At 47.8% G+C, this 25,069-nt stretch carries 30 protein-coding genes; 20 read left to right on the forward strand and 10 right to left on the reverse strand.

Features of this window, described 5'->3' with window-relative positions; translation table 11 throughout:
- The first annotated feature begins 151 nt into the window (after nucleotides 1–151).
- Nucleotides 152–547, forward strand: a complete 396-nt coding sequence (locus tag HA494_00550; protein ID NHV96270.1) for a HEPN domain-containing protein — start codon at nucleotides 152–154, stop codon at nucleotides 545–547.
- On the forward strand, nucleotides 522–863 hold the full coding sequence (locus HA494_00555; GenBank protein NHV96271.1) for a nucleotidyltransferase domain-containing protein: 342 nt from the start codon (nucleotides 522–524) through the stop codon (nucleotides 861–863). Before HA494_00550 ends, HA494_00555 begins: the two co-directional genes overlap by 26 nt.
- Before the next feature lie 47 nt (nucleotides 864–910).
- On the opposite strand, the gene HA494_00560 is transcribed toward HA494_00555, so the two are convergent.
- The 3 genes from HA494_00560 to HA494_00570 all read right to left on the reverse strand — a co-directional run bounded on the left by HA494_00560 (nucleotide 911) and on the right by HA494_00570 (nucleotide 2,744).
- Nucleotides 911–1,414, reverse strand: coding sequence for a hypothetical protein (locus HA494_00560; GenBank protein ID NHV96272.1), 504 nt, complete (start codon nucleotides 1,412–1,414; stop codon nucleotides 911–913).
- A gap of 146 nt (nucleotides 1,415–1,560) precedes the next feature.
- Complete coding sequence (locus HA494_00565; GenBank protein ID NHV96273.1) at nucleotides 1,561–2,211, reverse strand: MBL fold metallo-hydrolase; 651 nt, start codon at nucleotides 2,209–2,211, stop codon at nucleotides 1,561–1,563.
- A 50-nt stretch (nucleotides 2,212–2,261) separates the two neighbouring features.
- Nucleotides 2,262–2,744, reverse strand: a complete 483-nt coding sequence (locus tag HA494_00570; protein NHV96274.1) for a metallophosphoesterase family protein — start codon at nucleotides 2,742–2,744, stop codon at nucleotides 2,262–2,264.
- A 46-nt stretch (nucleotides 2,745–2,790) separates the two neighbouring features.
- On the opposite strand from HA494_00570, the gene HA494_00575 reads away from it, so the two are divergent.
- Nucleotides 2,791–3,285, forward strand: a complete 495-nt coding sequence (locus HA494_00575; protein ID NHV96275.1) for a hypothetical protein — start codon at nucleotides 2,791–2,793, stop codon at nucleotides 3,283–3,285.
- On the opposite strand, the gene HA494_00580 is transcribed toward HA494_00575, so the two are convergent.
- Nucleotides 3,282–3,980: an ArsR family transcriptional regulator gene (locus HA494_00580; protein ID NHV96276.1), complete on the reverse strand. Its 699-nt coding sequence runs from the start codon at nucleotides 3,978–3,980 to the stop codon at nucleotides 3,282–3,284. The genes HA494_00575 and HA494_00580 overlap by 4 nt on opposite strands.
- Nucleotides 3,981–4,071: 91 nt before the next feature.
- Entirely contained in the window at nucleotides 4,072–4,953 is an 882-nt protein-coding gene (locus HA494_00585; GenBank protein ID NHV96277.1) for a ferrous iron transporter, read from the reverse strand.
- Between the two features lie 103 nt (nucleotides 4,954–5,056).
- Between HA494_00585 and HA494_00590 the strand changes: the two genes are divergently transcribed.
- From HA494_00590 to HA494_00600, 3 genes are read left to right on the forward strand one after another with little or no spacing between them, the layout of a single operon-like run.
- Nucleotides 5,057–5,773 (forward strand): hypothetical protein, encoded by a 717-nt coding sequence (locus HA494_00590; protein NHV96278.1) that lies wholly within the window; start codon nucleotides 5,057–5,059, stop codon nucleotides 5,771–5,773.
- A gap of 31 nt (nucleotides 5,774–5,804) precedes the next feature.
- Nucleotides 5,805–7,778, forward strand: a complete 1,974-nt coding sequence (malQ, locus tag HA494_00595; protein ID NHV96279.1) for a 4-alpha-glucanotransferase — start codon at nucleotides 5,805–5,807, stop codon at nucleotides 7,776–7,778.
- Between the two features lie 39 nt (nucleotides 7,779–7,817).
- A complete protein-coding gene (locus tag HA494_00600) occupies nucleotides 7,818–9,836 on the forward strand; it encodes a thioredoxin domain-containing protein (GenBank protein ID NHV96280.1) in 2,019 nt (672 codons plus the stop codon).
- A 16-nt stretch (nucleotides 9,837–9,852) separates the two neighbouring features.
- Here HA494_00600 and HA494_00605 read toward each other — a convergent pair whose 3' ends face one another.
- Nucleotides 9,853–10,332 (reverse strand): bacterioferritin, encoded by a 480-nt coding sequence (locus HA494_00605; GenBank protein ID NHV96281.1) that lies wholly within the window; start codon nucleotides 10,330–10,332, stop codon nucleotides 9,853–9,855.
- Between the two features lie 317 nt (nucleotides 10,333–10,649).
- The gene (locus HA494_00610; GenBank protein NHV96282.1) at nucleotides 10,650–11,672 is read right to left on the reverse strand and encodes an MFS transporter; all 1,023 of its coding nucleotides are present in this window, start codon (nucleotides 11,670–11,672) and stop codon (nucleotides 10,650–10,652) included.
- 155 nt (nucleotides 11,673–11,827) lie between these two features.
- Here HA494_00610 and HA494_00615 point away from each other — a divergent pair, with 155 nt between their 5' ends.
- Complete coding sequence (locus HA494_00615) at nucleotides 11,828–12,025, forward strand: dodecin domain-containing protein (GenBank protein NHV96283.1); 198 nt, start codon at nucleotides 11,828–11,830, stop codon at nucleotides 12,023–12,025.
- Here the strand turns inward: HA494_00615 and HA494_00620 are convergent.
- Nucleotides 12,000–12,401: a metallopeptidase gene (locus HA494_00620; GenBank protein NHV96284.1), complete on the reverse strand. Its 402-nt coding sequence runs from the start codon at nucleotides 12,399–12,401 to the stop codon at nucleotides 12,000–12,002. The two genes, HA494_00615 and HA494_00620, sit on opposite strands and share 26 nt — an antisense overlap.
- Before the next feature lie 168 nt (nucleotides 12,402–12,569).
- Here HA494_00620 and HA494_00625 point away from each other — a divergent pair, with 168 nt between their 5' ends.
- From HA494_00625 to HA494_00685, 13 genes are all read left to right on the forward strand, one after another.
- A complete protein-coding gene (locus HA494_00625; GenBank protein NHV96285.1) occupies nucleotides 12,570–13,004 on the forward strand; it encodes a methanogenesis marker 5 protein in 435 nt (144 codons plus the stop codon).
- A gap of 13 nt (nucleotides 13,005–13,017) precedes the next feature.
- Complete coding sequence (locus tag HA494_00630) at nucleotides 13,018–14,259, forward strand: methanogenesis marker 15 protein (GenBank protein ID NHV96286.1); 1,242 nt, start codon at nucleotides 13,018–13,020, stop codon at nucleotides 14,257–14,259.
- Between the two features lie 9 nt (nucleotides 14,260–14,268).
- Nucleotides 14,269–14,781: a DUF2102 domain-containing protein gene (locus HA494_00635; protein ID NHV96287.1), complete on the forward strand. Its 513-nt coding sequence runs from the start codon at nucleotides 14,269–14,271 to the stop codon at nucleotides 14,779–14,781.
- An 89-nt stretch (nucleotides 14,782–14,870) separates the two neighbouring features.
- Nucleotides 14,871–15,545 (forward strand): 30S ribosomal protein S2, encoded by a 675-nt coding sequence (locus HA494_00640; GenBank protein ID NHV96288.1) that lies wholly within the window; start codon nucleotides 14,871–14,873, stop codon nucleotides 15,543–15,545.
- Between the two features lie 46 nt (nucleotides 15,546–15,591).
- Nucleotides 15,592–16,440 (forward strand): AmmeMemoRadiSam system protein B, encoded by an 849-nt coding sequence (gene amrB, locus HA494_00645; GenBank protein ID NHV96289.1) that lies wholly within the window; start codon nucleotides 15,592–15,594, stop codon nucleotides 16,438–16,440.
- A 3-nt stretch (nucleotides 16,441–16,443) separates the two neighbouring features.
- Nucleotides 16,444–17,400 (forward strand): mevalonate kinase, encoded by a 957-nt coding sequence (gene mvk, locus HA494_00650; protein NHV96290.1) that lies wholly within the window; start codon nucleotides 16,444–16,446, stop codon nucleotides 17,398–17,400.
- Entirely contained in the window at nucleotides 17,382–18,140 is a 759-nt protein-coding gene (locus HA494_00655; protein NHV96291.1) for an isopentenyl phosphate kinase family protein, read from the forward strand. Before mvk ends, HA494_00655 begins: the two co-directional genes overlap by 19 nt.
- The gene (locus HA494_00660) at nucleotides 18,137–19,213 is read left to right on the forward strand and encodes a type 2 isopentenyl-diphosphate Delta-isomerase (protein ID NHV96292.1); all 1,077 of its coding nucleotides are present in this window, start codon (nucleotides 18,137–18,139) and stop codon (nucleotides 19,211–19,213) included. Before HA494_00655 ends, HA494_00660 begins: the two co-directional genes overlap by 4 nt.
- Before the next feature lie 39 nt (nucleotides 19,214–19,252).
- Nucleotides 19,253–20,047 (forward strand): 3-hydroxy-5-phosphonooxypentane-2,4-dione thiolase, encoded by a 795-nt coding sequence (gene lsrF, locus HA494_00665; protein NHV96293.1) that lies wholly within the window; start codon nucleotides 19,253–19,255, stop codon nucleotides 20,045–20,047.
- A gap of 15 nt (nucleotides 20,048–20,062) precedes the next feature.
- The gene (locus HA494_00670; GenBank protein ID NHV96294.1) at nucleotides 20,063–21,085 is read left to right on the forward strand and encodes an alcohol dehydrogenase catalytic domain-containing protein; all 1,023 of its coding nucleotides are present in this window, start codon (nucleotides 20,063–20,065) and stop codon (nucleotides 21,083–21,085) included.
- 52 nt (nucleotides 21,086–21,137) lie between these two features.
- The gene (locus HA494_00675) at nucleotides 21,138–21,896 is read left to right on the forward strand and encodes a CBS domain-containing protein (protein ID NHV96295.1); all 759 of its coding nucleotides are present in this window, start codon (nucleotides 21,138–21,140) and stop codon (nucleotides 21,894–21,896) included.
- Nucleotides 21,897–22,038: 142 nt separating this feature from the next.
- The gene (locus tag HA494_00680) at nucleotides 22,039–22,278 is read left to right on the forward strand and encodes a ribonucleoprotein (protein ID NHV96296.1); all 240 of its coding nucleotides are present in this window, start codon (nucleotides 22,039–22,041) and stop codon (nucleotides 22,276–22,278) included.
- Between the two features lie 22 nt (nucleotides 22,279–22,300).
- A complete protein-coding gene (locus HA494_00685; GenBank protein ID NHV96297.1) occupies nucleotides 22,301–23,512 on the forward strand; it encodes a methionine adenosyltransferase in 1,212 nt (403 codons plus the stop codon).
- Here the strand turns inward: HA494_00685 and HA494_00690 are convergent.
- The gene (locus HA494_00690) at nucleotides 23,509–24,408 is read right to left on the reverse strand and encodes a serine/threonine protein kinase (GenBank protein NHV96298.1); all 900 of its coding nucleotides are present in this window, start codon (nucleotides 24,406–24,408) and stop codon (nucleotides 23,509–23,511) included. The two genes, HA494_00685 and HA494_00690, sit on opposite strands and share 4 nt — an antisense overlap.
- Nucleotides 24,409–24,552: 144 nt before the next feature.
- The gene (locus tag HA494_00695; GenBank protein NHV96299.1) at nucleotides 24,553–24,945 is read right to left on the reverse strand and encodes a hypothetical protein; all 393 of its coding nucleotides are present in this window, start codon (nucleotides 24,943–24,945) and stop codon (nucleotides 24,553–24,555) included.
- Between the last annotated feature and the right edge of the window lie 124 nt (nucleotides 24,946–25,069).

Below are 25,069 nucleotides of genomic sequence, written 5' to 3' on the forward strand. Positions count from 1 at the left end.
AACCCTAGGCCTCTCGTCAAGAAGATGTAAGAGCACACGCCTACTGGCCATTACGAGCTGCATCAAACCTGCGTATTATAAAGCCTTCTTGCAGTCTTCAATATAATTAGAGATAGGCTTAAAGTGCACTATTTTGGTGTAATAAGAAGGGTTGGCTAGGGAGGAGGCAAAGAACTGGTATGAGGGAGCCCTCATCGACCTCGAGGAATCTAAATCAGCTCTCTTGAACAAAAGACTGAACTGGGCTCTCTTCGCAGCACACCAAGCCGTGGAGAAGGCGCTCAAAGCAGCCTACATTATTCTAAAGAGGAAGAGGGGCCCTAAGACCCACGACTTAACAAGGTTGGCATCTGTGTTCGACTTTCTTGCCGATTTCAGACCAATAGTATCGGAGCTCTCACCCTACTATACGGTCGCAAGGTACCCTAACGCTGCGTTTGAGAGACCTTGGGAGGCGATCAGCGAAGAGACCGCTAAGAGGCTCGTTGAAGCTGCTGAGGCGGTGGTTAGAAGGGTTGGTGTTGAGCTCGGCTTTAGAAGCCCTTGATCTACCTAGGCGTGTTAAGGCTGCGTTAGAACGCTTTGCAAATGAGTTGAAAGAGTTAGATCGTGGGTGTGAAGCCTACCTCTTTGGGAGCTACGCTAGAGGCGACTGGCTTGCTGAAAGCGACGTAGACATCATAGTCGTCTCATCCATATTCGAGGGTTTAGATTTCGGCAAAAGATACGTGAAGGTGAGAAGGCTTCTTCCGAACTGGTTGTCTACTGAGCTCCTACTATATACGCCAGCTGAGTTCCAGAGAGCAAAGAAGAGAAGCGTGATCATAAAGGATGCCATGAGGCACTGGGTTAAGCTGGCGTAGAGCTACAGCGTTTAGGTTTACCTTTACGTATTCTACGGTATTCTCATTTATCTGCCTATTCTTTTGGCTTCAGCCTTTAGGACGAGCTCGCTCCACGCCTTAGCTAAAGCATCTCTTTTTGGGAGATAGACTTTCGCATAGAAGTCTCGCTGCGAAAGTAACACGCTCCTATCGTAGCCTTTGACGATCTTTAAAGCCTCCTCCCACACGTGCTCAAACAGCTCTCCAAACTTCGATTCAATCTGCCTTGCAAAGTCAGCTTCGGTCTGGATTCTACCACCTATCCTAAAGTATAGCTTACCATCCTTAACCTCTTTAAGCGCAACCTCATCACCGAGCTTAAATAGGTCGATAGCCTCTTCACCAACTCTAGCCCTAGCAGCCCTAAACTCTTCGGTAAGTGGAGAAGAGCCTCGGAAGCCCCTTTTCGCAGCAGCGTAGAAGATCGCTCTATTCAAGCCCCAGCTCTTCGCACTCTCTTCAGGCAGACCGAGAACAAAGGCTCTGGCAGCCTGCAACACAGCCATCACTTGGAAGCGACCTATCACCAAGCTGGCTCAAAAGATTAAGCTTACCAGACCTATTTAGCCTTTAAACGCGAAGCTATACTTCCCATTTTTAGAATAATGAGAAGGGATCTTTTAAGATGAAACAAAATACTGGATGGAGTAGTTACTGCACGGCAGTGCGTCTCTTTTTACTCTTTAGGCAAGATTTCTACTCTGCCTTTAACACCGGCCTTGAAGCGCTTCGCATCAGATTCGCTGCCGACTATGGCACCATAATGCATAGGTATAGCGACCTTTGGCTTCATGGTGTTAGCCAGCTCGATGGCTTCGTCGGCAGTCATAACATATGTGCCGCTAACAGGTAGAAGTGCTATGTCCACATTCAACCCCTTTATCTCCGGTATATCATCGGTGTCTCCAGCGTGGTAGATGCTGACCCCTTTAACCTTCACCACGTAGCCAACCCTACCATCCTCTTTCGGGTGAAAGACTTGACCAGGAGCCCTAAACTTGTTTATGTTATATGCTGGTACCGCCTGCACAGTTACCCCTCTTACTTCTCTGGTTTCACCAGGTTTGATTATCACGACTTCTTTGCAGCGGATACCTTTGAGCCCAGATTCAGCGATCTTCGGCGCTACGATCGTTGTATCGCTTGTGGCGATCTTCTTTATGTCCTCTGGGCTAAGATGGTCGAAGTGTTCATGTGTAACTAAGATAAGATCCGCTTTCTCTCCGCCTGCTATCTTGAAGGGGTCTATGTAGATTGTGCAATCGTCTTTGATTTTGAAACAGTCATGCCCGAGCCAAGATATCTTAACACCACCATACTCAAACATAGCGGGTCAACACTCATAGCATATACTCACTATTAAAGCTTAATGAGGAGTCACAACGATATTATTTCAACGCTGACCTTCTCGCCTAAAGTGATCACAGCACAGGTCTTCCGAAGCGCTGGGAATGCGCCGGTCAGACTACCTGGATTCACGTAAATAACCCCCTCAACTTCCTCCTTCTTCGCTTGATGAGTATGACCGTACACAACTAGCTTAGCCTGATCAAAGCGCTTTTTGACCCTCTCCAGGAGACCGAAGGGGCTTCCGCCTTCGCTTGGATGGATCACACCGATTCTGAACCCCTCAGCCTCAATTACTTCTATCGGTTTGAGCTCAGCCCTAACGCTTGGTGGATCCATGTTGCCGTACACTCCTATAAAGTGGCTTATTTCTTTAAGCTCTCTGACGAACTGTATTCCGGTGTAGTCTCCAGCATGTAGGATTAGGTCTGCTTTTGAGAGCCTATCTACGATCTTCTGGTCAAGGTCGTTTAGGCTTTGGATATGTGTGTCTGAGATAGCTATGATCCTCAACCATCACCACCTGTTAGCATCATTTTTAAAGTGGCTTCTATTAATTATGTTTGCTGTGAGGGTTCTTATAGCCTTCTTCTCATACACAGGCAACACAAGGTCTGCCGCCAAGCAACTAGCGTCCTTACTGTATAACAAGGAGGTCGAAGTTGATTTAGAGGAGATACAGCCTACTAAACGCTACCACTACCTCTACTGGCTCTTCCTATCTTTCATCCCGAATCTACGAACTCCCATAAGACAGCCTAGCGCTGATCCAAGCAAATACGATCTTATCTGCTTAGGTCTACCAAAATGGACCCTAGCCTGCCCACCCGTAAACCAATATCTTGAAAAGGTCAACTTAACGGGAAAAACGGTAGGTCTATTCGTGACCTACGGAGGGTTTGACGAAAGGCGCTACCTGAAACAGATGATCAAACGCCTTACTAAAAAAAGTGTGAAGGTTAAAGCTACGCTACTATTAAAGAGAAGTTGGGTTAAAGAAGGTAAGATAGGTGAGCCTCTACGCAGGTTTTGCAACGCACTCCTAGACCTTTAAGCCGCTTTCTTCCACACCACGCTGTACTCGCAGAAGTCGTCTCCGTGACCCATACATTTGGTCTTGGTTATCTTCACCCCGCCTATTGCTTCGCTGATACCTTGGTGCACAGCGGTGTCAAGTACGTCACATACCAGCTCTGGGTACTTTGTTGCGAGCTCTAGGAATTGGCAGCTGTGCTCCCTGAAGACAACTCTGTCGCTGCCTAACTTTACGGCTTCAGGCTGCACACCTATTTGGGTCAGATAGTTGTCAACGTAGACTGACTTAAAGGTCTGAGGGGTCCATCTGGTTATGTTGAATTTAGATGCTAACTCCTCTATTATCTCCTTCCCTTTATTAACACCTGCTGTGTAAAGTAGCTTTTTAGCGCCTTCTGCGCCTAGGTTTTGCTTCAAAGTTTCCAGCAGCAGTTTGGCCAGTAGGATGTAATTTCTAGCTGGAAACTCGACTGAGATCTGCTTCTTAGCGAGTTTGTAGTAGATTCTTGGTCTGCCGATGTTTCCCTTTTCTTCGTATGTTTCTACCAGACCTAGCCTATGTAGGGCTTGCAGGTGGTATCTTACAGCAGTTGGTTGTATCCCTGTTTCCTTGACTATCGCCTTAATGTCCTTAGGCCCTTTTGCAAGCAGTTCAAGTATCTTCCATCTTGAGCTGCTGGCTAATACTTTTGATACTTCAGCACTAACCCCCATATTATCACACCTCAATATCATCGTAGCCTCCGTTTAAGCATTTCTTACCTTTAATATATAGAATATGAAAAGAAGCTGAATAGCTGACTACCTATTTCTTGCGATACGTGCGGATCAGAAGAGGTAGAGCGATCACCAGGTAGGTTATGTGCACGATCAGCCTAAGCCACTCTGCTTTAATCGTATAACCAAAGAGAACAGCAAAGATAGATCCTAAAGCTCCCTTATGGTGGATGAGACTGTCGCTTGAAATATTAAGCGCGTAAGCTGGCTCAGCAACCCAACCTAATTCTACACCGATAGATTCAGAGTACTCAAGCAGTTCGTGTGTACCATACCCTGCTAAGCCTGCTGCCAATAAAGTGAGTAGAATGCTTGTGTAGTAGAAGAATCTTCTTAGATTAAGTGTCATGCCTATCTTGTAAAACAAGTAGGCTAAGATTATCGCTGCACCTATTCCTAGCGCAGCACCAGCCAACGTCTCTTGAGGAGTTGTTATCATGAATGGTGTGAGGAAGAGCACGGTCTCTAACCCTTCCCTAAAAACGACTATGAAGCTAAGTGTGATAAAGGCGATGGCCGCCCTTTTCTGAAGGAGGTAGGCTGAAACGCTGCTTCTGCCAGATACTACCATAACCTCTTCCCGCACTAGGCTTCTAAGCTTGCCTTCTATCTCCTCTTTGATCCTCCTACCTTTTAGAGCCATCCAGTAGATCATGGATGTAAGCACCGCGACGGCGACCAAAGCTGCTACTCCCTCGAATAGGACTTGGGCTTCTTTAGGCAAGATTCCATATGTGACCCAGATAGTGGCTCCTATGAGAAAGCTTAAGGCTATGGAGAGGTAAACCCCCGTCCAAACATACTTCGTTAAACTTCTCCTCTCTATTCTGATGAGGTATGCTAGGATAACGGTTGTGATTAGAGCTGCTTCAAACCCTTCACGTAGAGCGATAAGCAGCTGACCTAACATTTTATCACTATTAGGTAATAGTACAGTTAGCTTTTAATAAGCGTTCTGCTGTTAAATAATCTAATTAACGGTGTAAAAAAAGGTAACTAGAACGGTTGATAGGGTGAAGGTTGAGGAGATCTTACCTACTCTTCGAGCGCATGTAGCGGCTCAGCTGGTCTCTAGATTCGGTTTTTCTAAGAAGGATGCTGCGTCTTCGCTTGGTGTGACTCCGGCTGCTGTAACGCAGTATCTGAAGGGTAGGCGGGGCAGTAGGCTACGAGGCATACTTGAAGGCGATGTGTTGTTGGTGGTTGAGGAGCTCACCCGCAAGATCGCAGGGGGTCTGGAGCGCGGTGCTGTTGAATTGAATCTTTTGGACGTTGCTAAGCAGATAATCTCGCTCTCAAGGGGGTTGAATGTGCGACCTAAGGTTGAGGAGGGGTTCGATGAATTGGCGCTTCAACTTAATGCTAGGAGGATGCTTGAGCTTAAGACCGCCCAACGCTGCCTAAAGGCTTCAGACACACTCAGAGACGAGCTGCTCGAGCTCCTCCTTAGACAGATCGCTTCAGATAGCCTCAGACACGCCGATATAGTTTCACACATACTTGCTAGGCTAGATCGATTGAACGAACCCATCTTCACCACAACAGATTCTGCCACCCTAAAGAATGTGCTACGGATCGAGGATGAGACGGTCGATCAGAGACTAGACCATCTAAAGGAGTGCAGCCCAGTAGTAAAAGCGCTTCTCAACTCCATCGACTTGGATGAAGAAAAGCACACAAAGATCCTTAAGATCGCGTTAGGTGAACAGCCACCAAAAGAGCAAACCTAAAAGGCTTCAGAACAACTTAGGGACTCTGAGCTTGCAGAGCAAGAGTAAGCCGAGCTTAGGAGATCTGTGCCGACTTTACAGTGTGCAGACGATGTATCGTGATGTTTTTGGCAAGGTTAGGCGACCACCCAATGCTTCGCTTCTAAAGGTCCTTAGATCGCTTGGAGCAAAATTAGAGGGTCTATCCGATGTAACCCAAGCCTATCGAGCGCGGCTTGCTCAACTTAAGTCTAGAGTCGTAGAGCCTGTGCTGGTTCTGTTTGATGGAAGCAGATCCCTACCAATAAAACTAGAGGAACATTCAGATAACAAGATTGTATGTAGGCTAAGATTAGAGGGAGAAGAGAAAGTCAGAGAATGGGTCATCAATGCTAGCACTCAGCCTGTCAAGGATTTTACCCTAAGAGCACCTTTCGATATACCCTTTGGATACCATAGGCTTGATGTGAGGGTTGGTGATTCGACATATCGCTCTCTCGTTATCGCGGCACCCTCCAAGGCCTATCAACAAAAGAGTAGGGTTTGGGGTCTGTTCATACCACTTTACGCTCTCCATTCAAGGAGAAGCTGGGGCGCAGGAACCTATACTGATATTCTTAACCTCATTAAGTGGGCGTCTAGAGTTGGCGCTTCATTTGTCGGGACTACTCCGCTACTTCCTTTTAATCCCTCTGCCCCCTTCGACCCAAGCCCATATTCGCCCTCCAGCAGACTCTTCTGGAGTGACTTCTACGTAGATCTAAACACACCCTCTACTCTAAAGCTGTTGGATGAAGGATTAAGGAAGAAGTTAAGGGAGGTAGTTTTAGCGAAAAGAGTTGGGTACGAAGATATAATTCAAATCAAAACTCATATTGCAGCTAAACTCGCTCAAAAAGCTCTAAAGAACAGAAACAGCAAAATAGTAAGATACATCAAAGAACACCCAGAGCTGGAGGAATTTGCTAGATTCAGAGCAGCGAGGGAATCAGAACAGACAAAGGGGTTTGAAAAGAGTGTTAGCCAGCACCTTTACCTACAAGCGCTAGCCCACCTACAGTTTGAACAAGTTTCACATTACGCCAAAAGGGTGGGGGTTGGTTTATATCTAGATTTACCTCTTGGTTGCAGCCCTGAGGGTTATGATGCTTGGCGTTACAGCGACCTATTCGTCAAAGATGTTTCAGTTGGTGCTCCACCAGACTTCTTCTTCCCCAGGGGGCAGAACTGGGGCATAAACCCTTTACATCCAGAAAAGATTAGAGAAGCTGGCTACAGCTACTTCATGGAATGCGTCAGACACCATATGCGGCACGCGGGCTACCTTAGACTGGATCACATAATGGCCCTACACAGACTCTATTGGATACCAAAAGGCGCTGGAAGCGGTGAAGGAGTTTATGTGAAGTATAGGGCTGAGGAGTTCTACGCCATAATATGCCTAGAGTCACATAGGCATAGATGTGTGGTGGTAGGCGAAAACCTCGGTACAGTGCCAAGCTATGTGAACAGGTCTCTCAGAAGGCACGGGCTACTAGGATGCTTCATCCTCCAACTAAAACACCCCCAAACCATAGAGCAGATCACACCTAACACCCTAGCTGCGTTGAACACACACGATATGCCGACATTCAAGGCCTATCTAAACGGGTTAGACATAACACTAAGACACAAAATGGGGTTAATAAGTGATCAGCAAGCAGCAAAGGAACGCGAGCAACGTAAGCAGCAGATAAAGGAGCTGAAGCAGTACTTAAAAGATCGCGGCTTACTCAAAGAAGAGCATTCTTTAGAGGATCTCCTAGCGGCAAGTCTAAAGATGCTTGCTTCCAGCAGCGCCAAACTGCTCTTAATCAGCTTGGAGGATCTATGGCTCGAAGAAGCGGTGCACAACATTCCTGGAACAGGTGCAGAGGCTGGGAACTGGAGGCATAGATCAGAGCTCAGCTTAGAAAGGATTGTGAAAGATACTAGAGTTAGGGCGCTCCTCGAGATGGTAGCTGAAGCCAGAAGATCCGCATCTTAGTAACCTTAATCAGCCAGGATATGCCCTATTTTGATTAGGTTGAATAGACTAGCGAGGGAGAAGAGTCCTTATCTAAGGCAACACGCTTCTAACCCGGTAGATTGGTACCCTTGGTGTGACGAAGCGATAGCTAAGGCTAAGGCTGAGGATAAGCCAATACTTCTCAGCATAGGTTACTCAACCTGCCACTGGTGCCACGTTATGAACCGTGAAAGCTTTATGGATGAAGAGACCGCAGCTATCATAAACAGATACTTCATACCTATAAAAGTTGACCGAGAGGAGAGGCCTGATATTGATCAACTCTATATGAAAGCTGTTCTCGCTATGAGTGGTGTTGGAGGATGGCCTTTAACCGTCTTCTTAACACCAACCTTAAGACCCTTCTACGGAGGCACATACTTCCCCCCTGAAGATAGGTTCGGTCTACCAGGCTTTAAGCGGCTACTCATAACTATAGCGGAGTATTGGAAGAAGGATAGGGCTAGAATAGAGGAGGCTTCATCTGAGATAATAACCTACCTTAGAGAGCGCACTAAGCCTGTAGAGCAAGAGCCAGACCAACAGATTATGCAGGAAGCCATGCTTAAGCTCAGCGGTGCCTTCGACCCTCTCTACGGAGGATTCGGCGAAGCCCCCAAATTCCCAAACGCACCCATCCTCTCATTCATCACAAGATACTATCTAAAGAACAAGAGCAAAGTCGCCCTTAACATACTCACAAAGACACTAACCTCTATGGCGAAAGGCGGCATCTTTGACCAGATAGGCGGAGGCTTCCACAGATATTCAACAGACCGATTTTGGCTTGTACCACATTTTGAAAAGATGCTCTATGATAACGCTCTGCTCACCTCGATCTATGTAGATGCTTGGCGGATCACCAGAGACCCGTTTTATAGGCGTGTTGCGGAGCAGACCATAAATTGGATTCTAACCGAAATGGCTTCACCACTCGGAGGCTTCTACTCAGCACAAGATGCTGAAACTGAGGGCAAAGAAGGGTACTATTATACTTGGACCAAGGGGGAAATAGATGGTTTGGTTGGCTCAAAGGCCTTCAATCTATTTTACGGTATAACAGAAGAAGGTAACTTTGAAGGAAGAAATATACTATATGTAGCCAAGGAGGTCGAGCAAGTCGCTTACGAACTGGGTTTAGATAAGCAGCAAGTCGAAAAAGAACTTTCCGAGGCTCGACAGACGCTTCTAAAGGAGCGTGAGAAGCGTGCTAAACCGGATGTGGATACGAAGATCTTGACATCGTGGAACGCTCTTGTGATCTCAGCCCTTTCAGCAGCCTACCAAGCCTTTGACGAGGAGAAGTATCTTGAAGCGGCTGAGCGTTGCGCATCCTTTATCAAGCGGGAGATGATGAAGAGCGGACAACTATACCATAGTTGGTGCGATGGCGAAGCTAGCGTCAAAGGGTTGCTTGAAGACTACGCCTACTTAACCAACGCCTTGATCGATCTATATGAATCAGACTTTGATGTAGAGTGGTTGGAGTGGAGCTGTAGGTTAGCGGAGAAAGCTATCGAACTCTTCGAAGATGAGATTGAGGGTGGCTTCTATAATTCACAAGAAGAGAACATCGTTTTAAGACTTAAAGAGGCCCAAGATGGTGCTACGCCTTCACCCTATGGATTAATGGTTTACGCATTACTCCGACTATCAGCGCTAACACAAAACGGGAAATTCGCTTTAACGGCTGAGAGGGCGCTCAAAGCAGTTTGGGGAAGCGTAGCCGAGGTGCCTGAAGAACACACAACACTAATCTCAGCACTAGATTACAGAAATACGCAGCCTGTTGAAGTGGTTATTATAGGCGAACCGAAGAGAGCCAAACACTTATTAGAAGAAGTCTACCGAACACCACTACTTAAACGGGTCCTGGCTCAGAGTGCAGACGGATCTGAACACTCAACTCTTATCCCTCTAGTGAAAGGGAAAACACTTGCAGCCGGCTCGCCTACAGCCTATATTTGTGCGAAGCAAAGCTGCTACCCACCAGCCACGAGCAGAGAGGAGCTAAGGAGGCTTCTCTCGACACTATAAAAATAAGGAGAAGGGGTTAGAGGATGTCCTCCATAGTCTCTTCGTGATCAACTTCTTCCTGCATTATGTGCCTTATGATGTGGAAAGTGATAGGATCTCCCCACTCCTTCATCAGCTTCTTAAGTAGATTGTTATAGACCTCTATTGCCCCCCTCTCAGCATCGATTACAGCCTTGATGATGCCATCAAGGTCTCTGGGGTCTTTAGGTAGCTTGACTTCAGGGTAATTAGCTACTTTGGTTAGCTGAGCGAAGTCTCTGGTTGGTTCTGAGCCGAGTTCAATTATTCTCTCAGCCAGCTCTCCTGCGTGCTCAAGTTCGTCTTTAGCGAGTTCCTTCAGCGCATCTATGACCATAGGTGAGGTTCTGCTTTCAGCTATCTCTGCAGCTAGTGTGTAGTAGTAGAATGCTATCCATTCGTCTGCGTGAGCCTTCTGCAACTCGCGGATAAGCTGGTCAACATCGCCTTCAACGACTTCTCTTCCCTTCTTACCCAACTTGTATCACACCTTACTTACTGCAAAAGATGCTATAAAGGATTTCTATTTGCAGGGAGGATGATGTTACGATAAGGAGACACATATGACAACCAAAGAAAGCACCAAACACTAAAACCTTACCGTAACATCATCTGCAGGGAGAGTTCGATTAGTACGTGCTGGTTTACTCGTCGAGCCGATTCATCGCTTCTCTTTGACAGCACTCGTTAGAAAGGAAGCCGAGAGAACAAGTATTGCAAGCATAATCCATCCGTTCAAGAAACTTCCTGTGGTGTTTCTTACGACGCCGAAGATGAAGGGGAGTAGGAGAGAGCCTAGGGATGCAAAGGTATTCTGGTACCCCGTAACCCTTCCGGATCTATCAATACCGAAGATGTCAGGAAGAATGGCAAAGATAGGCGCTCGAAGTGTGTGAATGAACATCCCCCCAAAAAGACAACGATAACCCAAACGAGCAGCGGATCTGTTGTAAAGGCTAAAGACGCACAACCAACAGCTAAACCAACAAAAGAGAGCACCAGGATCTTGATGTGCCCTAACTTATCGGCTAGAAAGCCTCCTAACGGGTTTCCAAGGAGTGAAATTGTACCTAAAACCGATACTGTCGATGCTGCTATGATGAATTCAAAACCTCTCGCTTCAAATAGAAAAGTAGGCAGCCAACCCACCAACGCGTATTGAAAGCCAAGACGCATAAACTGTCCATAACCCAGTATCCAGAACTCTCTGCTACTAAATAAGTTCTGCTCAGCCTTCGGTAAGCTTCGTGAATTCTCTTTTATCGCTACGTTTCTTAACCGAAACCATACGAAGAGCGAGGCTATGAAGCTAGGAACCGATGATAAGTAGACGCTATAGCGCCAATCATACACGGTAGCTACAATAGAGAATACCGGCGGGCTGAGTATTGTAGCGATACTGGAACCCAGCGAACTTAAGCCGACCGCAGTACCCCTACTCTCAGCAAAACGGGATACGATTATCCTTATCGTCGGGACGAAGATGCCAGCAGAAGCAAAGCCGTTTACGATACGCCAAGCAGATGCCTCATAAAAGCTTGTGGACGTGCCGAAGAGAAAGGATGTAACCCCAGTGCTGAAAAGTGAAAGAGCCAACGCTTTGCTACCAAACCTATCTGCAAGATATCCCCACGGTATCTGACCGATAGAGTACCCGAGAGAGTAGGCGGCGATCAAAAACCCAGCTTCACTGTAATCCAGAGTCAAGGAATTCTTTACGAGAACAAGAAGTGGTGAAAGCACGGTATTAGCAAAGGTTAAGCTGAACTGGGCGAAGATTAGCTGCGCAATTATACGCTTCTTATCACTTTTTGACACCTTATCAGACACCTTCTGTACCGAGGCAGCTAGCTTTAGCCCCTTTATGCCAAGACCTACTTTCGATGACAACTACTATTGTTATATTAACCTTTTGCAAGGTAGGAGGGGGTAAAACTGATATGTATGTTATGTGCTAAAATCTTTGATGGACGTTGGCTTATAGATATGTTGAGGTAGTTGGAGCCTCCGAAAAAGGATTAGACGATGCGATAAGAAGGGCGGTGGAAGAAGCCTTTAAGGAAAGTAACCAGATTTCTTGGTTCTCGGTTTCAGAGATAAGAGGCAGCATAAGAGAGGGTAAGGTGAAGGAGTTTCAAGTCATGGTTAAGGCTGGGTATAAAGTGAGTTAACACCCCTCCTATATCTCCAATGCATCTCCTCTACTCTCCTCCGATTCACACCCTTACCGTGGGGTACAAACCCTCCTCCGAACCTTTTAGGTATGTGGAGGAGTTCGTGTATGATAACCTTCTCCTTCTCTGGCTGAGTTAACCTATCGTACCTCTCAGATATGACCTCTATAAGATACATGGGTTTAATATTAAAGCCAGCCTCCCAAACCCTACCTAAAGCGTGTACTCTAGCAGCCACCCGCCTAGATCTCGAACCCCGGCTCCTCACAAACCCTAGCCTCGAGCGGTCAATATGGTTCAAACCCAGCACATCGATTATCGACTCAGCGAGAAGCCTAACATCCTCGGCATAAGAGTACTTCAAGACAGCCATACATTAAGAGGGACTTATCTTAAAGTTTTGTCTAAGGAATAGAAGACATAAACGTATATTTTGCGCAAAGTATGGAATAGTATCCTGGATTCCTTATGCTGAGTAAAAGATTCAAGCAAATGATGTAGTAAAAATATTATAAGGTTGGATGTATCATATTTATCTTGGATGGCGAAGGTACTGATCTTCCCCTATAACAGCCTCATCCTATACGATCTCGTAAAGAGAGGGGGGCATGAACCTCTTTCAGTGATGAGAGAGGTTGCTAAGAGGTTAAGCGATGGTTTAAACTCGCCTCCTTACAATGTCACATACGATGATGTGAAAGCTGGTTTGGAGTATTGTGCTGTGGATGTGCCAGCAGGTGTAAGGGGGAGACTTGCCTATTTGGCGCCTCTAATAGAGGAAGCTCAGGCTGCTATCTTCATTAGAGACCCTGAATATGCTTTTGGAAGTTCAGGCTGTGCACGCGCAAACGAAATGGTGTGGCACCTTGTTGTCAAGAAGGGTATACCAGTATTATCAGTGAAGTATCCTAAGAACTACGATGAGGCGAGAGAATTCGTTTCAAAGATCAACTCTTTCTTGAAGAGCCTAGGGTGAACCTTTGGTGACCATCCCACTACTCTACAGGAAAGAAAAGGTAAGGATAGCTCAGATTTCCTGTGGAACTGAGTGGAGCGGAATACAGCCAGAGCTCGATAAGGTTGCGGAGCTTGTGGGTGCTGAAATCTTCTTTCCGGAAGCGTCGCTAGAGGAGATTGAGCTCGGGGTTGAGAAGCTGGGCTTCTCACCGGTCAGCCACAGCCTTAGGGTTATGCTGGGTCAAGCGATAGCTCTAGAGAACTACCGTGATGTCGATGGTATACTTCTGCTTACTTGCTTCAGGTGCGCTGAGGGTAGTCTAACTAGGACGGTGCTACGTAGATATCTGCAGAGCAGATTTAACCTTCCAATAATTACATACAGTTATACAGAGCGGACCAAGGCAGAAAACCTTCTCCTTAGGTTAGAAGCGCTTGCAAACCTTATCAGAAAGAGACCTTTACTGGAGGTAAAGAGGCAAGAGGGTGTAAGCCTCGGTTTGGATTCAGGCTCATCCTGGACCAAAGCGGTTCTGATGGAGGAGGGTGAGGTAGTTGGCTTCAGTGCCCTGCCGACCACTGATATACTTGATACAGCGTTGAAGGTTGTGGAGAAGGCGGTTAATGGTGCGAAGACGCGCTTCTCAGTAGGCAGCGATCCGGTTGGTGTAACAGGTTACGGGCGGCATCTTCTAAGCCCGAAGTTTAATGCGAAAGTCGCTATGGAGGAAATAACCGTTTGCGCGAAAGGAGCTACATTCCTAACAGATCAGCATACCGGCGATGCAACGATCATAGATATTGGTGGTAACGATAATAAGGCGATCAGCACACACGATGGCATCCCTTACAATTTTACGGTAGGTGGGGTATGTGCAGGCGCATCCGGAAGGTTCTTGGAGGTCGCAGCCGCTAGGCTTGGTGTAAGTGTGAGCGAGCTTGGTGAGCTTGCTCTCAGAGGTAACCCGAGCAACATACGGATGAATGCTTACTGTATAGTCTTCGGCATACAGGATATAGTAGCCGCTTTGGCAGCGGGCGCAAAGAAGGAGGATGTTGCGGCAGCAGCCTGCTTCAGCGTAGCGGAGCAGTTCTTTGAGCAGCAGCTTCAAGAGATCGAAGTGAGGTCTCCTATCATAGAGATAGGCGGCACCTCTTTGAATAGGGGTCTAGTGAGGGCTATAGAGAAGATCACCCATTCTCAAGTAAAGGTGCCTCCTCACTCGCAGTTCGCTGGCGCGGTGGGTGCAGCTGTCCTTGCCTCTAACGCTTAGTGGTGTGTGATGTCTACAGAAAAGAAGACGGTTCGGGTCGTTCTTTCGCCTAATTCGGAGAGCACGCCATCTAGTCTCTGGTATAGAGTTTTTGCTGAGCTTGGTGATAAAGTAAGGGTGAAGGAGAAGGCATATGGCTTGCTCATCAAAGGTCCCAGAGAGTTTGTTGACGAGATCGTCGAAAAATTGAAGGAAAGCGAGTCTGGGAGGGTATTCGTCTGCGAATCGTCGCAGCCTATAAGGTCTCACAGCGTATTTGGCGGCTTTCTCCAGCTTAGTGGTGAGTTGACCCTCCTACCTTTTATATCAGTAGCCCTTGAGGGAGGGCCGAGAGAAGGCGCATCAAACGTTTCTGCTAAGCTCGTCAGATGCAAATATATTGAGGAGAAGAATATCGTAGCTCTGCTCATAGATTACGGCGATGGTAAGGTTAAGGTTAGATGCCCAGATATGATGTTCCGCGGCTCACACCTTTGCGGAACGATGCGGAGATGCCCCTACGGTGAAATACTCTACCCATAAATTTGTTAGTACATTGACCCCAACTATTATAGTATAGCCTTATTAAGATGTGTAGTTGGTGGTCTATACGGTAAGCGGTAGAGCGCTAGATGTCTACTAAAGATTCGGGTAAGGAAGCCGAGGGTGTGGAGCAACCTAGTAAACCAGAGACTATGATATCTGAGAAGACCCTCCTCTCAACTGGCATAAGGGTCGGCACGATGGTTAAGACGAAGGCTATGGCGCATTTCGTAAGCAGAACGACACCAGACGGGCTTCACTACATCGACCTCAGTAAGACTTTGGCGAGAATAGAGATCGCAGCACGGTTTATCTCCAGAGCCGATATAAGTAAGGTGGTCGTATACTCATCCAGAGAGTACGGCAAGACACCTGTTGAAAAGTTCTGTGAGTTGACGGGCGCTATTCCGATCACAGGGCGGTTTATGCCCGGAACCTTCACAAACCCGCTCTACCCCAACCACATCGATGCAGAGATCGTCGTAGTGACTGATCCGGCAATCGATACCCAAGCGGTTGACGAAGCATCCAAGATGGGCATACCAGTTGTAGCGATTTGTGACACAGATAACGTCACCTCAAAGGTCGATCTCGTCATACCAGCAAATAACCGGGGGAGAAAAGCTCTAGCAGCCGTCTTCTGGCTCCTAGCAAGAGCCGTACTCATACGCACAGGCAGACTGACTGCAGACCAGCCCATGAAGTACACCATCGAAGATTTCGAAACTAAGCTGGTCGAGGAGGCTGTTGCAGAAAAGCCTTAACCCTAACGTTTTAAAGCGAGCACATACCACTCTACTGCTGATACGCTTGGAGGTTAGAAGACCTGCGGTTGCTGGACAGTTCTATGAGGCAGACCCGGCTAGGCTCAAAAAGAGCATAGAGGGTTGCTTCCTACACCCCCTCGGCCCACAGAAGATACCACCAGCACCCAAGTCTGATGAGGAGGTTGCTGGACTCGTCTCTCCACACGCTGGCTACATCTACTCCGGCCCAGTCGCAGCCCACGGTTACTACTACGCCTCATCCCTCCCCACCCCTGAATTAGTAGTCATCCTAGGTCCAAATCATTGGGGGTTAGGAAGCGGGGTTGCTACGGTCGCTGGTGGTGTTTGGCGTACACCCCTAGGCGATCTTGAGGTTAGCGTCGAGGACGCTAAGGCTCTGGTTAAGATTTCTGGGATAGTCGACTTCAGCGAAGAGGCGCATAGAAGAGAGCACTCTATTGAGGTCCAGCTACCCTTCCTCCAGTACATCTACGACTCAAAATTCAAGATCCTACCTGTCTCAATGCTCTTCCAAGACAAGGAGACAGCCGTAGAAGTGGGGCATGCTATCGCTAAGATCGTAAAAGGGCGGCGATGCCTAATCATCGCGTCATCAGACCTAACCCACTACGAGAGCCAAAGAGAAGCCGCTCGTAAAGATGCAGAGTTCATAAACGCAGCCCTCTCTCTAGATGTTCTCAAGCTCTACGGTGTTATTCAGCGTTTAGATGTTTCAGCATGCGGTTACGGACCTATCGCCGCCCTTATGACTGCAGTCAACGATCTCTCACTAAAGAGGGCTGAGCTTCTTAAGTATGCCACGAGCGGAGATGTTAGCGGAGACAAGAGCTCGGTAGTAGGGTATGCTTCTATAAGATTCTGTAAAGGATAGGCTTTGAAAGCATACGCGTACGCACCGGGTAAGATAATCATCTGCGGAGAACACTTCGTGGTCTATGGCGCCACAGCCCTAGCTGCCGCCATAAATAAGGGCACCACAGCAAAAGCCGAGCCCGCCTCAGCAACAACCATATACTCAAAAGACTTCGGGATACAAGCAGATCTATCCACTAGCAACATACACGAAAGGTTAAAGCCGCTTGCTGTAGCCATTATGGCGGTTAAAGAGCATCTAGGCGAAAATAGAGGCATTAAACTTACAGTTCAGAGCGATCTCCCTCCCAGATCAGGGTTAGGGTCATCGAGCTCCTCTGCAGTCGCTGCGGTCGCCGCTACAGCACTAGCCCTAGGCCATAAACTGCAGTTAGAGGATATCATAAGGTTGGCTATGTCCGCTGAGCGCATCGTACATAAAAACCCTTCAGGTATCGATGTTCAGGTCTCTGCAAGAGGCGGCATACTTTTATTCACAAGAGGTTCTCAGCCGGAACCTATACAGCTGAAGAATAAAGTGAGTTTTGTAGTAGCTTCCACGGGTGTGGAGAGAGAAACAGGCGAGCTAGTAGAGCGTGTTAGGCTGTGGAGAGAACAAAACCCCTCCCTTTTCAACTCTTTGGTTGACTCAGCAACCATCCTATCAAGATGCTGTGCAGAATCGTTGATCTCAGGTGACATAAAGAGGGCTGGTGCGATCCTCAACTTCTTCCACACTACGTTGAGCTGGCTGGGGATCTCGATAAAGAAGATCGAGCAAATAGTCGAAGCAGCCCTATCATCCCCCTCGGCGCTAGGCGCGAAGCTGACGGGAGCAGGAGGAGGCGGTAGTGTGATCATACTATGCTCAGAAGAGGGTGTAGAAGATGTTGTCAGATCGGTCTCCAAAGTAGCCTCAGAAACCTTCGTAACACCTCTACCTAACAACGGGGTGAAGACTTGGATCGAGAAGAGTTAGCGCTGGTCAAGATAGGCGGCTCAGTAATCACAGATAAGAGCAGACCCTTCTTCCTCAACCACAACCACCTAGATAGACTTACCTCCGCATTAGCATCCTATGGGGGTAGGCTGGTGATAGTGCACGGAGGCGGCTCCTATGCACACCCCATAGCGAAAAAATACGGCTTAACACCTGAACCAGTTAAAATCGACCCTAAAGGCGTTACTCTCACACGCCTAGCTGTCTTAACCCTGCATAACGAGATCGTGCTAAGTTTACTCAAAGCAGGTGTCTCTGCATACAGCATTCAGCCGCTCTGCCTTCTACAAGGAAGCACAGCTGAGATTCTTAACGCTGTCCTCTCCAGCGACTTAACACCAGTCACATATGGCGATGTAATCTCAACCGAAGAAGGCTCTTATGTCATATCCGGAGATACACTTATGCGCATTATAGCAAGCAGCCTTAGGCCTCACAGAGTAGTGTTCATAGTCGATGTTGACGGGCTCTACGATACAAACCCGAAGAGCGGTAGACTACTTAAAGAAGTCTCTCCAAACTGGTTACCTCAGCATACTGGTGAAGCTGGCCTCGACGTCACCGGCGGGATTGTGGGAAAGGTTAAAGAAGCCCAGAAGATCGCTTCGATGGGCTTAGACGTATACTTTGTAAATGGGCTTTACCCTGAAAGAGTTTTAAAGGCATTACGCGGAGAGGAGACCATAGCCACACGTGTGTCTAGAAGGGTAGAATCTTGAGGGAAGACGAGAAAGAGATCATAGCGAAGAGGAAGCTGGACGGACTAAAAATCCCTCTAGAGCGAGATGTCCAAGCCCGCACAGCAACAACCCTTCTGGAGTGTGTGCATCTGATCCATAACGCATTGCCTGAAATAGACTTCAACGAGATAGACACGTCAACGACCTTTCTGAACCATAGATTCGGAGCACCTATACTAATAGATGCGATGACAGGCGGTACACCTGAAGCGGCGAAGGTTAACGCGAATCTAGCGGCTGCTGCAGAGCGGCTGAACCTAGGTATGGTGCTCGGAAGCCAAAGAGCAGCACTACTTGGTGAAGACCTAGCAGAAACCTACAGGGTGGCTAGGAATGAAGGGCCCAGCATCTTTCTGGCAGCCAACATAGGCGGAGCGCAGCTCGCAAGAGGTCTAAGTTTAGACGATATTAAGAAGCTGATCGATATTGTGAAGGCGGACGCACTTGTAGTCCATCTTAACCCGTTGCAGGAGCTCATACAACCAGAAGGTGAACCAACCTACAAAGGGGTTCTAGCCAAGATACGCGAGCTGACTAAACAGCTGAGCCTACCAGTTATAGTTAAGGAAGTAGGTTGCGGGCTGTCCAAAGAAGTAGCCCTAAAGCTAGAGCTGGCTAATGTAGCAGCATTGAATGTAGCTGGTGCTGGTGGAACAAGCTGGGCTGGTATAGAACACCACCGTGCACGAGAAGCTGAAGCTGATCAGAAGGCTGAGCTAGGCGAGATCTTCTGGGACTGGGGGATACCGACAGCTGCTGCTCTTATCGAAGTTGTTAAAGCTGTTAAGATCCCTGTAGTAGCCTCAGGAGGCATCAGAACTGGTTTAGATGCCGCCAAATGTGTCGCTCTGGGTGCAGCGCTGAGCGGGATGGCCTACCCTCTCCTTAAAGCGGCTGTCGTTTCTAAAGAAGAATTGGAAAATACGCTTAAAAAGATAATCCTCCAATTTAAGGCGACCATGTTTCTAGTAGGTGCCAGAAGTGTCAGCGAGCTTAGAAACGTCCGAAAGGTTATCACACAGCCTCTAAAAGACTGGTTAACAGAGCGATAAAGGTTATCAATAACAAGCGCGTATCTCCGGTGATCTGAATTGGAGTGGGGTATGAGGAATAGGTTAGCTCAACTGATCCAGAAGGATGGGCGTGCACTCTTCCTACCAATAGACCACGGCTACTTTCAAGGACCTACTACGAGACTCGAAGAGCCTGGTAAGACTGTGGCGCCACTAATGCCTTACGCCGACGCAATTATGCTTACACGTGGTGTACTTCGCTCCTGCATAGATCCAACGAACACCAAACCCATAATACTAAGAGTCTCAGGCGCAGTTAGCGTTATAGGCGAAGACCTCTCCAATGAGAGCATCATAACATCCGTGAAAGAGGCGATAAGACTAAACGCCTCAGCAGTCTCTCTATCCATCTTCGTAGGCCACAAATATGAACACCAATCACTAAAGAATCTAGCCACACTCGTCGATGAATGCGAAGATTACGGTATACCAGTTATGGCTGTTACAGCCGTAGGTAAGGAGCTTGAGAAGCGTGAAGCGAGATATCTCGCATTAAGCGCTAGGATTGCTGCTGAACTAGGTGCGAGAATAGTGAAAACATACTACTGCAAGGAAGGCTTTGAGAAGGTCGTTAGAGGCTGTCCAGTACCGGTAGTTATAGCAGGGGGCCCGAAGGTTGATTCAGAGCTCGAGGTCTTCGAGTGGATCTATGACGCCCTTCAGAAGGGAGCGATCGGTGTAAATCTTGGTAGAAACATCTGGCAGCATGACTACCCAGTTGCGATGATAAGGGCTATCAGAGCGATAATCCACGAAAACCACACGCCAAAGGAAGCGCTCGAGCTGTTTGAGAGAGTTAAGCGAGGCGGCTAAAAGGGTCTTTCGCGGTTGCGTGTAGCGGTCTACTACAGCAATCAAGATATCCGTATTGAGGAAGTCGAAGTGCCAAAGATAGGTGCAGGAGAGCTCCTCATCAGAACAGAGGCTTGTGGAATCTGCGGCACAGATATCTTAGAATGGTACCGCAAGAAGAGAGCACCCGTTGTACTTGGTCACGAAGCTACAGGCGTTGTTGTGGAAGTAGGTGAAGGTGTAACAGCCTATAAGCCTGGAGACAGGGTCTTCGTCTCACACCACGTCCCTTGCGGGGTATGCAGATACTGCTTATCCGGTAAGGAGACCGCGTGTGAAACACTACACACAACCAACTACTACCCAGGCGGCTTCTCACAATACATCAGGGTGCCGAAGATAAACGTGGAAAAGGGAACATATCTGCTTCCAGACTCGGTTTCTTTTGATGAAGGCGTCTTCATAGAGCCTTTAGGATGTGTTATACGTGGGCAGAGAGTAGCGGGGTTAAAGAAGGATGACACCTTTCTCATCCTTGGTAGTGGTGTAGCAGGTCTTCTACACCTACAGCTAGCCCGCCTTAAAGGCGTCTCCAAGATCATCGCCACAGACATCAGTGAAAAAAAGTTAGAACACGCTAAACGCTTGGGTGCAGATTTAACTATAAACGCTCGCAAAGAAGACGTTGAGCAGGCTCTCCTCCGCTTTAACGGTAGGAAGGCTGATAAGGTTGTGCTCTGCACAGGTGCTCCATCAGCTTATGAAGATGCTATAAGGTGTGTGGATAGAGGAGGCACCGTTCTATTTTTTGCGGTGCCTGACCCATCTTACAGACCATACATCCCTTTGACAGAGTATTGGAGAAATGAGGTAACTTTAACTACTTCGTATGGTGCTGCGCCTAGAGATCTTGAGGAGGCTCTTAAGATTGTTTCCAGCAGAGCCTTAGAGTTAGGTTGTTTGATCTCTCACCGTCTACCTCTCGCTGAGACTGCCTTGGGGTTTAGACTCGTCGTCGAGGGTGAGTCGCTTAAGGTTGTGATAAATCCAAACAGGTAGGTGTATCGTCTGCGCTACCTTTAATAGTGCTCTTTAGGCAGTAAGTGGGCGGTTGGTTAAGATAGTAGCTGATGTTATGAGGAGGAATGTTGAGTGGATAAACCCGACTGAAAACCTTAGGGTAGCTTCTACTATTCTTGGTGAAAAGCATATCGGAAGTTTGGTGGTGATGGGTAGCGTCGGTCCAATCGGTCTTCTTACAGAGACTGACATAATATGGAAGGTCATCGCATTGAATCGAGACCTCTCCACAACTCTAGCGCTGGAGGTTATGTCCATCTCCTTTGGCCGCATAGGTGCGGATGCTTCTCTGAAGGAGGCTGCGAAGATGATGCTTGAGAAGAAGAAGCGGCTGCTGGTCTTCGAGGGTGATAGGCTGATAGGGATTGTTACCGCAACCGATCTTGTCAAAGGTATCGCTGAAGCTGATTTGGCTGTTGGTGTTGAGGGGGTTATGTCTAAGAAGATCTTCTGTTTGGATGAGAATGCGACGGCTCTAGAGGCTGCTCAGATGATGGCTGATAAGAGGATAGGTAGCGTCATCGTCACAAGGGATGATGAGCCCTACGGCATCTTTGCTGAGCGTGACATTATCACGAAAGTGGCTGCGCGGAACTTACCCTTCACAACCCAGCTAAAGTTTCTACTTTCAACACCTCTGATCACAGCGCTAGTCAACACTACCATAAGTGAGGCAGCTAAGATTATGGTGGAGAAGGGCATTAAGCGGCTTCCACTTCTCCAAGGAGAGGATTTTGTGGGTATAGTTACGGCTCGAGACCTAGTAGAAGCTTACGCGAAAACCCCGTAGAGGCTCAGATGTGTTGGCAGATGAAAAGCTTATCCTCTAATGTAGTGTTAAAGGTTTCCTCACCATTGTTATGTAAAGTTGATTAGGAAAGTTTTTATCTCCCTCCATAGTTGTCACTCAGTAGCTAAAGAAGTGAAAACCTTTGTCACACAGCGGGAAGAAGCCTCTGCAATGCCTTCAGAAGGCGATTAACAAGCATATCTCTGTGAAGCTGAAGAGTGACCTGGAGTATCGAGGGAAGATGGCCAATGTCGATAGCTACATGAATGTTATCCTTGTGGATGCGCAGGAGTATTCGAAGGGTGTGCTTTCTGCCCAATTCGGCAAAGTGGTTATACGAGGCAATAACGTGCTGTTCATCAAATTCGAAGACGATATATAATCGTTGGGAAGATGGGTTGGTGATGTCCTTCCTGCATACTGAGGAACTTAAAGCTTCTCCTGTTTCTGAGCTCGAAGTGGAGATTGTTGAGAGGAAGGGTGTCGGCCACCCAGACAGCCTTATAGATGGGGCTTGTGAAGCCGTTTCGTTAAGCCTCTGCGAATACTATCTTAGAGAGTTCGGCACAATACTGCACCACAACGTGGATAAGGGGCTGCTTGTTGGTGGTAGGTCTCAGCCTAGATTCGGTGGGGGTGAGGTTATAGAGCCTATCTATATCCTCATCGCTGGTAGATCTACTTCGTTTATAAGCAAGGGGTCTGAAACTATTTCTGTGCCGATTGGTGGTATAGCTCTCACATCGGTGAAGGATTATCTTAAGAGGGCTGTGAGGCATCTAGATGTGGAGAGGCACGTTGTTGTGGATTATAGGATAAAGCAGGGTTCTCAGGATCTAATGTCGGTCTTCAGCGGGTCGAAGAGTGTGCCTTTGGCGAATGATACTTCTATAGGTGTGGGTTATGCCCCTCTTACGCCCACTGAGGAACTCGTTTTGCAGACTGAGAAGCTGCTGAACTCTGAGCGGGTGAAGAAGATGCTTCCTGAGACTGGCGAGGACATCAAAGTCATGGGGTTTAGGAGGGGTAAGACGCTGAACCTTACTGTGGCTGTTGCTACTGTGAGTGGGTTGATCCCTGATGCTTCCCATTATGAGAGTGTTATGGAGGATGTAAGTAACTTGATTAAGGATCTCGCCGCCAAACAGAGTGAGCTCGAAGTAGTAGTTAAAGTGAATACTGGTGATATTAAGGCTACTGGGAGCTACTACTTGACCGTGACTGGGACGTCTGCTGAGGCTGGGGATGATGGGAATACAGGTAGGGGGAATCGTGCTAATGGTCTCATAGCGCCTATGCGCCAGTATTCTATGGAGGCTACTGCGGGTAAGAATCCGGTTAATCACACTGGTAAGATCTATCAGGTTGTTGCGCAGAGGGCTGCAAATAGGATTTTTGGTGAGGTGAGCGGGGTTAGGGAGGTTTATGTGCGTTTATTGAGTAGGATTGGTTCGCCTATCTCTGAGCCTCAGGTTGCAAGCGCTGCTCTAGTGCTTGAGAGGGGTAGGAGTCTGGGTGCTGTGAAGGGTGATGTTGAAGGTATAATGTTGGAGGAGTTGGGCAAGATTTCTCAGGTTACTGAGATGATTAGGCGTGGGGAGGTAACGCTCTTCTAACCGTAGACTTCGACCCTGTCTCTCCAGCCTCTGACGTAGAAGGACGCTTCTTCAAGCGGGCACTCTATCTTGAATCTTCTTCCGAAGAATCTGAGTATGTTTGCTACATCTCTATCTAGGAGGATTTCTGCGTTGGGGTGGTTCTTTTCCACTGCTTGAGGCCAGTCTATGATCCATATCTTTGGGTCTTCGCAGAGGATGTTGAATTCGCTTAGGTCTGCGTTTATGACTCCTGCTTCGGTGTATGCTTTGCGAATGTTCTTCAGGATCTCTTTTAGCGTCTTCTTTGGGTCTTTGAGTTCTTTGTAGTCTACGAGTAGTCTGCCGTGAAGCCTCTTCATGAGTAGCGCGTGTCTTTCGCGTGCTATGATCTCTGGTACTGAGACGCCTACTTTGAGTAGTTTGCTGACCGCTTCTGCTTCTTTTTTGGCTGCGTTGATGTTCACCTTTAGCCAGTGGTGGTGTGCAAGGTCTTCGGAGTAGCTTCGTTTGACTCTTATCGCTCTGAAGCTTATTCGCCCTATTCTGTAGAATTTGATGGCGTAGAGGTTGCCCGAGTCGTCTGCGGCTTCGTACACGTCTGCTTCTTTGCCTACGCCTATCATCGAGCCTATTCCGCTTATGAGGTTACGTTTGACGAAGCCTCTTAGCGCTAGGGCGTCTAGCCCTGCTGAGACTAAGGTTGCGCCTTTTGAGGTGAGGTGTATGAGCTTGAGTTGGTCGAGTTTCTTGGCTCTGAACTTTACTTCATCGATGTGTAGGTGTGTGGCTTTGGAGAGGTAGTCGAAGGGTACGACTTCGTAGGCGTCGAGTGCTCTTTCGAGGGCTGCGAGCACGCTCCACTCTTCTGGCTCTAGTGTTTTGAGGGTTTGGGCTGCGATGTGGGTTGTTGACATGCTGTTACCTCTTGGTTGCGCGCATTTTGCGTCGCTGCTTGAGGTTTAGATGAGTGGGTTATTTAGTTTGATGCTTAGGGTGCAGATAATACAAACGGTCCAAGTGGATCAGAAACACACGCGTGGAGAGGGTTGGGCTAATTCCTACTCTACTGCGAATACTTCGATCATAGGCATTTCAGGCGACCTTGGATTCGGGGTAAGCCTCCTCGTGCTCGGCTCGATTATCAAATCTAACCTTTCAAGCACGATCTGACCGATAAGAGGCTGTGCCCCCTCCTCCTCAGCCAACACATCAAAATTACCCACCCTGCCCATCAACTCTACTCTCACCACACCATACACCTCTTTCTCCTTCACACTTCCATCAGCATACTTCACCTTCACATCCTCAACCTTCTTCAGACCAAGCATCTTAACCAAACTCTTAGGCAACACTACCATCGTAGCGCCACTGTCAACAACTGCTTCTACTTCAACAGACCTCTCAGGATCAAAGGAGTTTGTAAACCTAACCTTCTCAACAACCTTACCCAACTTAACCCACTTTCAACCACACTATCTGAACCAACAGAAACACATTAAGTTTTCGGCAACAAACACGTTGGAGAAGGGTTTACTACCCACTCTTACTTGAGCTATGTGGCTAGTGGGTAGTGTG

Source organism: Nitrososphaerota archaeon, assembly GCA_011605775.1.
GTDB lineage: Archaea > Thermoproteota > Nitrososphaeria > Nitrososphaerales > JAAOZN01 > JAAOZN01.